The following is an 11,459-nucleotide window of genomic DNA, read 5'->3' as shown; positions in this document are numbered from 1 at the left end:
GCCTAGGGAGCCGCGGGCTCCTTCGCGGGTTCGCCGGTGACCGTGAACGCGAACGCCGTCAGCGCCGCGAGGAGCACCGCGCCGGCGAGGTAGGGGACGACCGGTGCGATCTCGTAGAGGCCGGTCCCCAGCAACGGCCCGCCCATGAACGCCAGCGCGCTGCTCGACCCCATGAGCCCGGCGACCGCACCCTGCTCTTCCCGCGTGGCCAGCAGCGTCGGGGCGGACATGAACCCCGGCGTCGCGAAGCCCATCCCGGCGCCGAGCACGGCCACCCCGGCACCGAGCAGCAGCCCGTTCGGACCGACGGCCACCGCGAGCATCCCGCCGGTCATGACGACCGCGCCGACCCGGACCAGCCGCAGCGGGGCCCAGCCCAGCCGCGGGACCACGACCACCTGGACGAGGATGATCATCGCCGCCCCGGCCAGCATGACCAGGCCCGTGACGCGGCCGGTGTCCCGGGTGGTCAGGTGCAGCCGGTCCTGCACCAGGAAGCCGACGGTCATCAGGACGATGGCCAAGGCCAGGTACAGGCCGAAGCCGAGGGTCAGGAACGGCCCGAAGCGCTTGTCGAACGGGCTCACCTTCACCGTCGCCGGCCGGGTCGCCCGCTTCGGCGGCTTGGGCAGCGCGAACGTGATCACGACGGCGATCCCGGCCACGACGACCGGGGCGGCGTAGACCGGGACGAGCAGGTCGCCGGTGAGGCTCAGGACGCCGCCGAGCGCGGGACCGGCGGCGAGCGCGAGGCCCTGGGCCGCGCCGAACACCGCCATGCCGCGCACGCGCTCGGCCGGGCCGTCGGTCACGTCGGCGATGTAGGACTGCGCGGTCACCGGGGTCGCCGCCCAGGCGAGGCCGAACAGGACGCCGCGGGTGAGCAGCACCGCCGTGAACAGCACCGGCACGGCAATGGCCTTCGCCAGGCCGAGCTGGGCGACGAAGGCGAACGCGAGCAGGCTCGCCACGGCGCCGAACAGCGAGACCAGCAGGACCGGGCGGTGCCCCCAGCGCGCGGTCCGGCGGCCCCAGAACGGGCTGGCCAGTACGACACCGGCGCCGCCGACGGCCCAGACGGCACCCAAGGCGAACTCGCTGAAGCCGAACTCGCGGGCCAGCGGCGGCAGGATCGGGTTGAGCAGCTGCTGGCCCGCCATCAGGCCGAAGACGGCCAGGCAGACGACGAGGACCGGACGTCTCACGCCACGACCCTCTCGTGTTCGGTGCCGATCCGGGGCGTGATCGACAGCAGGTCGCCCGGCTCCGCCACGCTCAGCCGGTGCCAACGGCCGGGCGGGACGATGAACGACCGCCCCGCCGTCAACGTCGTCACCAGCCCTTCGCCGCGCACGTGGACGTGCAGTGATCCGGACAGGACGACGAGGACTTCGTGGCCTTCGGGGTGGCGTTCCCAGAGGTGCCCGTGCACGGCGCGGTCGTCGTCGGCGTGGAACGCGCCGACGCTCCACAGGCTGGTGCCGTCGGCGGTCCCTGGCTCGGCCACGCCCCCCGGCCGCAACTGGATCGCGGTGCTGAACAGGTCGTAGTTTTCGAACATGTTCCGAAAGTAGCAGCGGCCGGCCTGAGTTGTCGACCGGGCATGATGGGGACGTGCCACGTATCGGGCGGCCGCCCTCGACGTCCCGCGAGCAGATCCTCGAAGCCGCGCGGACGATCCTCGACCGGGACGGCCGGGAGAAGCTGACGATCCGCCGGCTCGCCGCGGAACTCGGTGTCGGGGCCACGACGCTGTACCACCACGTGCGCGACAAGGACGAACTGCTGATCCAGCTGCTGGAGCACTACGCCGCCCGGCTGCCGCGGCCCGGCCTGCCGGAGGAGCCGCGGGAGCGCATCGTCGCCGCGGCGACCCTGATGCACGACGCGCTCGCCGCGCACCCCGAGATCGCGGAGGTGCTCACGGCCGACGACTTCCTCGGCGAGTCGGCGCTGTGGATGGTCGACGCGATCGTCGGGGGCGCGCTGGGCTGCGGGTGCCCGCCCGAGCGGGCGGTCGAGGTGTACCGGAACGTCTGGTACTACACGATCGGCGAAATCCTGGTCCGCGCCCGCGCCGGGCGGCGGGCCGCCGAGGACCGGCCCCGCTACCGCGACCAGGTGTTCGCCGAGCTCGACAGGGCCCGCTTCCCGCACCTCGCCGTCGTCGGCGACCGCTGGCCGGAGCTGAGCGCGCGCGACACCTACCGGGCGGGCCTGCGGGCCTTCGTCGACGGGCTGCTGGCTCAGGACTCCAGGTAGCGCAGCACCGCGAGCACGCGGCGATTGTCCCCTTCGGACGGTGGCAGGCCGAGCTTGCCGAAGATCGACGTCACGTACTTCTCCACCGAGCCGGGCGAGAGGAACAGCTCCGCCGCGATCGCGGAGTTCGACCGGCCTTCCGCCATCAGGCCCAGCACCTCGCGCTCCCGCGGGGTGAGACCGCCGAGCGCGTCCGTCCGGCGCGTCGCCGAGAACAGCTGGCTGACGACCTCGGGGTCGAGGACCGTTTCGCCGTCCGCGACCCGGCGCAGCGCGTCGAGGAAGTCCGAGACCTCGGCGACGCGGTCCTTGAGCAGGTAGCCGACGCCGCCCGCGCGATCGGCCAGCAGCTGGGCCGCGTACTTCGTCTCGACGTACTGGGAGAACAGCAGGACCGCGCAGCCCGGGAGCTCGCGGCGCAGCGCGATCGCCGCCCGCAGGCCCTCGTCGGTGTGCGACGGCGGCATCCGGATATCCACAATGGACACGTCGGGGGTGTGGCCGGTGACCGCTTCGCGCAGCGCTTCGGCGTCCTTCACCGCGGCGACGACCTCGTGGCCGCGGAAGGTCAGCAGCTCGACGAGGCCCTGGCGCAGGATGGTGGAGTCCTCCGCGATGACGATCCGCATGCCGCGACCCTAGCGGGGCAGCGGCACCCGCGCGGTCACTTCGGTCGGACCGCCCGGCGGGCTGGTGACGGTCAGCTCGCCGTCGACCGTCCGCAGCCGTTCGACGACGCCGGCCAGCCCGCCGCCCGGCACGATCCGGGCGCCGCCGGGGCCGCTGTCACGGACCCGCAGCTGGAGAGCGTGGTGCGCTTCGGTGACTTCGACCAGCGTGGTCCCGCCGTGCTTGGCGGCGTTCGTGAGCAGCTCGGCGGCGCTGAAGTAGACGATCGTCTCCAGCGACGGCGGCGGACGGCGCGGCAGGTCCACCGCGACCCGCGCGTCGATCCCGGACGTCGCGACGAGCGTGGCGAGGGCGACGTCGAGGCCGGCGTCGAGGGCGGCCGGGTGGATGCCGCGGGCGAGGTCGCGCAGCTCGGTCAGCGCCTGTTTGGCGTTGGCGTGCGCGGCGGTGACGAGCTCCTTGACCTGCGGCAGGTCGACGTCCGCGAGCTCGTCCTTGGCCAGGCCGAGCTTCATGGCCAGTGCGACGAGCTGGGCCTGCGCACCGTCGTGGAGGTCCCGTTCGATCCGCCGCAGCCGGAGGGCGGCGTCCTCGACCGCGGTCGCGCGGCTCGCCTCGAGGTCCCGCACCCGCTCGGACAGCTCGCGCTCGCCGAGCAGCCCGACGACCAGCAGCCGGTCGAGGGCGACGAAGGCGTGCGTCACCCACGGCAGCGCGACGAGGACCAGCAGCCCGGACGCCGACCAGGCGAGCGCGCCGGCCCAGTGGTCGGCCCGGATGTCGAAGACAGGCAGCTGCCGATCGCCCATCGGGAACCACAGGAAGGAGTAGGTGGTGGCGACGAAGCTGTAAATGGTCGCGGCGAAGACGGTGAAGAGCCCGGCGATCGTCAACGGCAGGCGCAGGAGCAGGTAACCGGCGGCCCGCCAGCCCGCGGGATCGCCGACGCGCGCTTTGACCCAGCTCCACAGCCCGGGCTTGAGTTCGGGCCGCCGCGGGGCGGGAACGCTGACGCCGAGCAGGGCTCGCGCGAGCCTGCGGTGAGCGGCGCCGAGGCCCCGGGCGTAGAAGACGGCCCCGGCGAGGACGAGGAACCCGACCAGCACGGGGGTGAGCCAGAGGCCGAGCGCGACGACGACGACGAAGCTGAGCAGGGAGAAGAGGGTCAGCGGGGCGGCCAGCCAGAGCCAGAGGTACTCGGCCCGGAAGTCCCGCGTGGCGAGGGGGCCGAAGACGCGGCGCAGGGGGTGGGGTGGGTCGAGGGTGGTCACGGGTTCAGTGTTGCCGGGGGGCTGGGTGTTGCCCATCCGGTTTTCCCCCCATCGGGCCGGGGGAAAGCGCTGGGAGGCGGGGGTGTTGCCCGGCCGGTTTCGCCCATCGGGCCTGTGGGAGGCGCTGGGGGCGGGAGCGTTGCCCGGCCGGTTTTCCCCTATCGGGCCGGGGGAAGCGCGCTGGGGGCGGGGCGTTGCCCAGCCGGTTTTCCCCATTGGGCCTGGGGGAAAGCGCGCCGGGACCGGCGGATTCGGCTGTCCGGCCGCGGGGCGCCCCCCGTTTTCCACTCTACCGGCCGGCACCGACGATTCCGCCGCCGAGACTGCGGCTTCGACCGGCCTCAGGGCCGGTCGAACGGCGGGATCGTCGGTGCCATCCGGCCGTCGCCGGCGGCCTCCACCCGCACGATCTCGACCACGGCGCGAAAGCCGCGTCAGGGCGTGTCCGGGTCGTCTTCCCGGGCCCGCTGCGCCGCTTCCCGCATCTCGATCACGTCGGTGAGCCACTCGCCCGTCTCCCGCGCGATGTCGCGGACGGCGCCCGTGATGATCGACGCTATGTTGCCGACGTGCGTCGCCGCCGATTCGGTGATCACCTGCAGGGTGTCCTTCTCCCGTTCGAACTGGCCCACCATGTCACCCTCACGCTGCTCGGAGCTGCCGGTCGGGTTCCACGGTAGTCGGGGACGGCGCGGTGGGCAGGGCCAGCTTCACGATCTTCTTCGCCACCGACCAGAGCTGCTTGCGCAGCGGGCCGGTGTGGTACGGCAGCCCGTACTTTTCGCAGATCTCCCGCACCTCGCCGGCGATCTGCGGGTACCGGCGCGCCGGGATGTCCGGGAACAGGTGGTGCTCGATCTGGTGCGACAGGTTGCCGCTCAGGATGTGGAACAGGGGGCCGCCGGTGATGTTCGCCGAACCCAGGATCTGGCGGAGGTACCACTGGCCGCGCGACTCCTCGGCCGTTTCCTCCTCGGTGAAGCTCTCGACGTCCGCCGGGAAGTGGCCGCAGAAGATGATCGCGAACGCCCACAGGTTGCGGGTCAGGTTCGCCGTCGCGTTGCCGAGGAAGGTCAGCGGGGCCAGCGGGCCGGTCAGCAGCGGGAACAGGACGTAGTCCTTGCCGATCTGCCGGGAGGCCTTGCGCACGATGCGGCGCAGCACCGGCACGTTGTCGGCCCACGACCGCTCGCCCTTGACGACGTTCTCGACCTCGAGGTCGTGCAGCATGACGCCCCACTGGAAGAAGATCGCCAGCAGCGTCGCGTACACCGGGTTGCCCAGGTAGTACGGGTGCCACTTCTGGGCGGTGTCCATCCGCAGGATGCCGTAGCCGACGTCGCGGTCCTTGTCGACGATGTTCGTGTACGTGTGGTGGATGTAGTTGTGGGAGTGCCGCCAGTTCTCCGCCGGCGCCACGGTGTCCCACTCGAACCGCTGCGAGCTCAGCGCCGGGTCGCGCGTCCAGTCGTACTGGCCGTGCATGACGTTGTGGCCGATCTCCATGTTGTCCAGGATCTTGGCCAGCGACAGCGCGCCGACGCCGGCGAGCCACGCCGGCGGGAAGAAGCCGGCGAACAGCAGTGCTCGCCCGGCGACCTCCAGGCCGCGCTGCTTCTTGATGATGTCGTGGATGTAGTCGACGTCCTCCTGGCCCAGGTCGTCGACGATCCGCTGGCGCAGCGCGTCGAGCTCGCGGCCGAACTCCTCGACCTGTTCCGGGGTCAGGCGGTCCTGCAGACCGGTCATGGTGGAACTCCTTAAGCGTCGATCTCGACGTCCCCGACCGGGACGGAGATGCAGAGCTGGATTTCTTCGTCTTCTTCGCCGGAGATCTCGCCCGTCTTCGCGTTCCGGACGCGTCCGGCGGTCTTCAGCTGGGTGCAGGAGAAGCAGATGCCCATCCGGCAGCCGTGCTCCGGCGAGAGCCCGGCTTCCTCGGCCTGCTCCAGCAACGGCTTCCCCGAGTTGGCGCACTCGCGGCCGCTGCGCTTGAAGCGCACCTGGCCCTCGGCGTTTTCGGTGTCGAAGGTCAACGCCGGCGGCGTGAACTCTTCGGTGTGCACGCGTTCACCGAGTTCCTCGCGCACGGCGTCCATCAGCGGCTTCGGGCCGCAGACGAACGTCTCCGCGTCGCGGAACCAGGGCGCGACCCGCTCCAGGTGCTCCGGCGCGAAGAAGCCGTTCAGGTCACCGCCCTCGGAGTGGGTGTGGGCGTGCACCACCCGCAGGCCGGGGTGCCGGGCGGCGAGCTCGGCCAGTTCGGTGCGGTAGAGGGCGTCGGCCGGGCTGTTCGAGTACTGCACGAACACGATCTCGCCGGCGTGCCGTTCGTCGACCAGCGTGCGGGCCATGGCGAGCACCGGCGTGATGCCGCTGCCGCCGGCGATCAGCAGCACGCGGTCCGGCCGCTCGGCGGGCAGGGTGAAGCTGCCGTCCGGAGTGGACAGATTGACCACCGAGCCGACCCCGATCGCCCGGTTCAGGTGCCCGGAGACCAGGCCCTGCTCCTTGACCGTGAACTCCAGTTCGCCGTCGTACTGCGAACCGCACGGTGAATAGCAGCGCGTGCGCCGGACGCCGTCGATCTCCACCTGCACCCGGACGTACTGGCCGGCGGTGAAGCCGGGCCACGCGCGGCTGGGCCGGACGGTGAGGGTGACGCTGTCCGGCGTCTGCTTGCGCACCGCCGTGACCAGCCCGCGGATCTCGCGGCGGACCAGCATCGGGTCGACGAGCTCCAGGTACCGGTCCATCCCGTGCGGCGTCAGCAGCGCCTCGGCCAGCGAGGCGAGGCCGCGCACCCGCCGGGGGATGAGCGCCGTCATCTCCGAACCTCCTCGGTTACAGTGAACGACTGTACACTCAACAGTGCACTGCAGGAGTGGACGCCCTGTCAACGCGAGACGCGAAGGATGTGACGTGAGCAACGCGGTGGACATCCGTACTCTGGAACCCGTGTCCGAACCCCTGACGCCGGTGAGCCGCCAAGAGCGCAAACTGCGCACCCGGCAGACGTTGCTGGACACCGCCCTCGAGCTGCTGGCCGACCGCCCGTTCGCCACGCTTTCGCTGCGCGAGGTGGCGAAGGGCGCCGGCATCGTCCCGACCGCCTTCTACCGGCACTTCGCCTCGATGGAGGACCTGGGCGTCGCGCTGGTCGAAGAGGCGACGCGCACGCTGCGCGGGATGATCCGCTCGGCCCGCACGGATCCGGACACCTACCAGGGGATGATCAGCGCTTCGGTGACGACGCTGCACCGGTTCGTCCGGGCGCACGAGGACCATTTCCGGTTCCTGGCCCGCGAGCGGTACGCCGGCGGCCCGCTCGCCCAGGCGATCGCCGCCGAACTCCGGCTGTTTTCCGGCGACCTCGCGATCGACCTCGCGCGGTTTCCGAAGCTGCGCGAGTGGAGCACCGAAGACCTGCACATGCTGGCCGACTTGATCGTTTCCGTGATGCTGACGACCATTGTCGAGCTGCTGGAAGCCCGCCCAGGTGAGGACGTGAAAATCACCGGAACGGCGGAAAAACGGCTGCGCCTGGTCCTGCTCGGCGTCCCGCACTGGAAAAGCAGCTGAACGTTTCCTCCCGGCCTTCGTATCTTCTGGCACAACCGCGAGACTTGCGACCCACGTCACTGGGGACTGTCGGTCCGGCGTGGTACAACCCTCGGATCGTGCCTCGCCGATGAGGAGGTCGTGTGACGGACAGCGAACAGAGTCAGCAGCTCACCGTGGGTGTGGTGGCCGAATCACGCCCCGGGGAGCGGCGGGTGGCCATGGTGCCCAAGCTCGTCGGGCGGCTCGCGCAGCGCGGGCTGCGCGTCGTCGTCGAGCCGGGTGCCGGAGCCGGTGCGCACCTGAGTGACGACGCGTACACCCGAGCGGGCGCCGAACTCGGCGACGCGTGGGGCGCCCCGGTCGTCGTGAAGGTCAACCCGCCTTCGCCGGAGGAAGTCGCGAAACTGAGCCGGGGTGCCGTGCTCGTCGGTTTCCTCGACCCGCGCGGCAACCCGGAGGGGCTCGCGAAGCTCGAAGAAGCGGGGTTGCGCGCCTTCGCGATGGAGGCCGTCCCGCGCATTTCCCGGGCGCAGGCGATGGACGCGCTGTCGTCGCAGGCCAGCATCGGCGGTTACCGCGCGGTCCTGCTCGCCGCGCAGAAGCTCCCGCGGTTCTTCCCGATGCTCACCACCGCGGCCGGCACCGTCCCGCCGGCCAAGGTGCTGGTGCTCGGCGCCGGTGTCGCCGGCCTGCAGGCGCTGGCCACGGCGAAACGGCTCGGCGCCCAGACCACCGGCTACGACGTGCGGCCCGAGGTCGGCGAGCAGGTCAAGTCGCTCGGCGCGCAGTTCCTCGACCTCGGCATCGAGGCGGTCGGCGAAGGCGGGTACGCCCGGGAGCTGACGCCGGAGGAGCGCGAGGAACAGCAGCGGCGGCTCACCGAGGCCATCACGAAGTTCGACGTCGTGATCACCACGGCGCTGGTCCCGGGCCGCAAGGCGCCGACGCTGGTCACCGCGGACGCCGTCAAGGGCATGCCCGCCGGGTCCGTCGTCGTCGACCTCGCCGGTGAGACCGGCGGCAACTGCGAACTCACCAAACCGGGCGAGGACGTCGTCGAGCACGACGTCACCATCTGCGCCCCGCTGAACCTGCCCGCCGAAATGCCCTCGCACGCCAGCGAGCTCTACGCCCGCAACGTCACCGAGCTGCTGGAGCTGCTGGTGACGAAGGAAGGCGAGCTGAAGCTGGACTTCGAGGACGAGATCGTCGCCGGTGCCTGCGTGGCCGGGCGCGAAGGGAGCGCGTCGTGAGTCCTCTGGTGCAGAACCTGGCGGTACTCGTGCTCGCCGGGTTCGTCGGCTTCGCCGTCATTTCGAAGGTGCCCAACACCCTGCACACGCCGCTGATGTCGGGCACCAACGCCATCCACGGCATCGTGCTGCTCGGCGGGCTGGTCGTGCTCGGCCTCGGCGTCGACGGCGTGTTCAACAAGATCCTGCTGGTGATCGCCATCGCCTTCGGCACCATCAACGTCGTCGGCGGGTTCCTCGTCACCGACCGGATGCTGTCGATGTTCAAGGGCAAGAAACCCGCCCCGGCCGATGAGGAGGAGACGAAGTGACCGACTTCATCGCGATCCTCTACATCATCGCCTTCGCCCTGTTCATCTACGGCCTGATGGGCCTGACCGGCCCGCGCACCGCCGTCCGCGGCAACTGGATCGCCGCGGCCGGCATGGGCATCGCCGTCGTCGCCACCCTGCTCACCCCCGGGATGGGCAACTGGGTGCTCATCGCCCTCGGCGTCGGGATCGGTGTCGTCGTCGGCGTCCCGTCGGCGCGCAAGGTCAAGATGACCGCGATGCCGCAGATGGTCGCGCTGTTCAACGGCGTCGGCGGCGGCGCGGTCGCGCTGATCGCGTGGGTGGAGTTCAACTCCACCGGCGGCTACGCGCACGAGCCGGTGTACATCGCGATCGCGTCGCTGTTCGCGGCGATCATCGGGTCGATCTCCTTCTGGGGCTCGAACATCGCGTTCGGCAAGCTCCAGGAGCTGATCAGCGGCCGCCCGATCACCCTCGGGAAGCTGCAGCAGCCGGTCAACGCGCTGCTCCTGCTGATCGCCCTCGCCTGCGCGGTGGCCATCGTCGCCGGCGGCGACTCGTGGCTGCTGATCGTGGGGCTGCTCGTCGCTTCGGGCATTCTCGGCCTCACCGTGGTGCTGCCGATCGGCGGCGCGGACATGCCGGTGGTGATCTCGCTGCTCAACGCCTTCACCGGGCTTTCGGCCGCGGCGATGGGCCTGGCGCTGGACAACACGGCGCTGATCGTGGCCGGCATGATCGTCGGCGCGTCCGGCTCGATCCTGACCAACTTGATGGCCAAGGCGATGAACCGGTCCATCCCGGCGATCGTCGCGGGCGGCTTCGGCGGCGGCCCGGCGATCGCGGCCGGCGGCGCGGCGAAGGAAGCCCGCCCGGTGCGGTCGACCAGCGCGGCCGACACGGCGATCCAGATGGCCTACGCGAGCAAGGTCGTCGTCGTGCCGGGGTACGGCATGGCCGTGGCGCAGGCGCAGCACACCGTCCGCGAGATGGCGAAGCTGCTGGAGAAGAAGGGCATCACGGTCGAGTACGCCATCCACCCGGTGGCCGGCCGGATGCCCGGGCACATGAACGTGCTGCTCGCCGAGGCCGACGTGCCGTACGAGCAGCTCAAGGAGATGGACGAGATCAACTCCGAGTTCGCCCAGACCGACGTCGCGCTGGTGATCGGCGCGAACGACGTCACGAACCCGGCCGCGCAGACCGACCCGAGCTCGCCGATCTACGGGATGCCGATCCTCAAGGTCAACGAGAGCCGGTCCGTGATCGTCTTGAAACGCGGGATGAGCTCCGGGTTCGCCGGCATCGACAACGACCTGTTCTACGATCCGAAGACCAGCATGCTCTTCGGGGACGCCAAGTCGTCGGTGGGCGAGATCGTGGAGGAACTCAAGGCGCTATGACGACCGGGTCGGATGTTCGTGCGGCGTTCACGGATCCGGCCGAGAATCTCGCGTTCGACGAAGCGCTCCTCCGGGTTGCGCCCGAGTCACCGGTGCTGTGGCTCTGGCGCAACCCGGTCTGCGTCGTGGTGGGGCGCGGGCAGCGGATCACGCGCGAAGTGCGCGTCGCGGAGTGTGCGCGTGACGGCGTCCCGGTGCTGCGGCGGGCCAGCGGCGGCGGCACGGTGTTCCACGACCCGGGCAACCTGAACGTGACGCTGGTGCTGCCGGGTCCGGCCGACCGGCCGCTGGAGGCGCTCGGCCAGGTGATGAGCGCCGCGGTCGACCAGCTCGGGCTGGTGCCGCGGATCGGCGACCGAGGGCTGTTCGTCGGCGACGCGAAGCTGTGCGGGTTCGCCGTGTTCCGCACGAAGACCGGCCTGCTGGCGCACTCGACGCTGCTGGTCGAGACGTCGGCTGGGCTCGTCGGCCGCTACCTGACCAGCGCACCGCCGGACCCGCGGCCGCTCGACTCGCACCGCAGCCCGGTGGCGTCGCTGGCCGAGCACGGCCTGCGGCCCGGGTTCCCGGCGGTCGAGGCGGCGGTGCGCGCGGCGGCGTCGCAGCTGCTCGGGACGCTCGTGCCCCGTCCGCCGTCGGCGGCCGAACTGGCGCGGCAACGCGCCTTGCTGCACACCCGCTACCGCTACCCGTCCTGGCACGCCGACGGCGCCCAGCGCGCGGCCTGATCCGGCCCGGCTCTCTGCCGCGGCTCGTCGTGCGTGGTAGGCGGGGGTTGACCCG

At 71.2% G+C, this 11,459-nt stretch carries 13 protein-coding genes; 6 read left to right on the top strand and 7 right to left on the bottom strand.

Annotated elements, in window-relative coordinates:
• Nucleotides 1-2: 2 nt before the first annotated feature.
• The gene (locus DV20_RS02610; protein WP_051735767.1) at nucleotides 3-1,205 is read right to left on the bottom strand and encodes an MFS transporter; all 1,203 of its coding nucleotides are present in this window, start codon (nucleotides 1,203-1,205) and stop codon (nucleotides 3-5) included.
• Nucleotides 1,202-1,561 carry a cupin domain-containing protein gene (locus DV20_RS02605; protein WP_043776112.1) on the bottom strand — a complete coding sequence of 120 codons (360 nt, stop codon included), beginning with the start codon at nucleotides 1,559-1,561 and terminating at the stop codon, nucleotides 1,202-1,204. Before DV20_RS02605 ends, DV20_RS02610 begins: the two co-directional genes overlap by 4 nt.
• Before the next feature lie 53 nt (nucleotides 1,562-1,614).
• Between DV20_RS02605 and DV20_RS02600 the strand changes: the two genes are divergently transcribed.
• Entirely contained in the window at nucleotides 1,615-2,262 is a 648-nt protein-coding gene (locus tag DV20_RS02600) for a TetR/AcrR family transcriptional regulator (protein WP_043776110.1), read from the top strand.
• Here the strand turns inward: DV20_RS02600 and DV20_RS02595 are convergent.
• The 5 genes from DV20_RS02595 to DV20_RS02575 all read right to left on the bottom strand — a co-directional run bounded on the left by DV20_RS02595 (nucleotide 2,247) and on the right by DV20_RS02575 (nucleotide 6,991).
• Nucleotides 2,247-2,891 carry a response regulator transcription factor gene (locus DV20_RS02595; protein WP_043776108.1) on the bottom strand — a complete coding sequence of 215 codons (645 nt, stop codon included), beginning with the start codon at nucleotides 2,889-2,891 and terminating at the stop codon, nucleotides 2,247-2,249. The two genes, DV20_RS02600 and DV20_RS02595, sit on opposite strands and share 16 nt — an antisense overlap.
• Nucleotides 2,892-2,900: 9 nt before the next feature.
• The gene (locus DV20_RS02590; protein ID WP_043776106.1) at nucleotides 2,901-4,199 is read right to left on the bottom strand and encodes a sensor histidine kinase; all 1,299 of its coding nucleotides are present in this window, start codon (nucleotides 4,197-4,199) and stop codon (nucleotides 2,901-2,903) included.
• A 398-nt stretch (nucleotides 4,200-4,597) separates the two neighbouring features.
• Nucleotides 4,598-4,798, bottom strand: a complete 201-nt coding sequence (locus DV20_RS02585; RefSeq protein ID WP_043776105.1) for a hypothetical protein — start codon at nucleotides 4,796-4,798, stop codon at nucleotides 4,598-4,600.
• A gap of 7 nt (nucleotides 4,799-4,805) precedes the next feature.
• Nucleotides 4,806-5,912, bottom strand: coding sequence for a fatty acid desaturase family protein (locus DV20_RS02580; protein WP_043776102.1), 1,107 nt, complete (start codon nucleotides 5,910-5,912; stop codon nucleotides 4,806-4,808).
• A gap of 11 nt (nucleotides 5,913-5,923) precedes the next feature.
• Nucleotides 5,924-6,991 carry a ferredoxin reductase gene (locus tag DV20_RS02575; protein WP_043776101.1) on the bottom strand — a complete coding sequence of 356 codons (1,068 nt, stop codon included), beginning with the start codon at nucleotides 6,989-6,991 and terminating at the stop codon, nucleotides 5,924-5,926.
• Nucleotides 6,992-7,085: 94 nt separating this feature from the next.
• Here DV20_RS02575 and DV20_RS02570 point away from each other — a divergent pair, with 94 nt between their 5' ends.
• The 5 genes from DV20_RS02570 (at nucleotide 7,086) to DV20_RS02550 (ending at nucleotide 11,404) form a co-directional block, all read left to right on the top strand.
• Nucleotides 7,086-7,745 carry a TetR family transcriptional regulator gene (locus DV20_RS02570; RefSeq protein ID WP_043776099.1) on the top strand — a complete coding sequence of 220 codons (660 nt, stop codon included), beginning with the start codon at nucleotides 7,086-7,088 and terminating at the stop codon, nucleotides 7,743-7,745.
• A 122-nt stretch (nucleotides 7,746-7,867) separates the two neighbouring features.
• Nucleotides 7,868-8,980 carry a Re/Si-specific NAD(P)(+) transhydrogenase subunit alpha gene (locus tag DV20_RS02565; RefSeq protein WP_043776097.1) on the top strand — a complete coding sequence of 371 codons (1,113 nt, stop codon included), beginning with the start codon at nucleotides 7,868-7,870 and terminating at the stop codon, nucleotides 8,978-8,980.
• Nucleotides 8,981-8,985: 5 nt separating this feature from the next.
• Nucleotides 8,986-9,291, top strand: coding sequence for an NAD(P) transhydrogenase subunit alpha (locus tag DV20_RS02560; RefSeq protein WP_043776145.1), 306 nt, complete (start codon nucleotides 8,986-8,988; stop codon nucleotides 9,289-9,291).
• A complete protein-coding gene (locus tag DV20_RS02555; RefSeq protein ID WP_043776095.1) occupies nucleotides 9,288-10,676 on the top strand; it encodes an NAD(P)(+) transhydrogenase (Re/Si-specific) subunit beta in 1,389 nt (462 codons plus the stop codon). Before DV20_RS02560 ends, DV20_RS02555 begins: the two co-directional genes overlap by 4 nt.
• Complete coding sequence (locus DV20_RS02550) at nucleotides 10,673-11,404, top strand: lipoate--protein ligase family protein (RefSeq protein ID WP_043776092.1); 732 nt, start codon at nucleotides 10,673-10,675, stop codon at nucleotides 11,402-11,404. The genes DV20_RS02555 and DV20_RS02550 overlap by 4 nt, the downstream gene beginning before the upstream one ends.
• Nucleotides 11,405-11,459 lie beyond the last annotated feature (55 nt).

It is taken from the genome of Amycolatopsis rifamycinica (genome assembly GCF_000695625.1).
GTDB lineage: Bacteria > Actinomycetota > Actinomycetes > Mycobacteriales > Pseudonocardiaceae > Amycolatopsis > Amycolatopsis rifamycinica.
The sequence above is the reverse complement of the archived record's forward strand: the minus strand, read 5'-3'. Positions and strand labels throughout refer to the sequence as shown.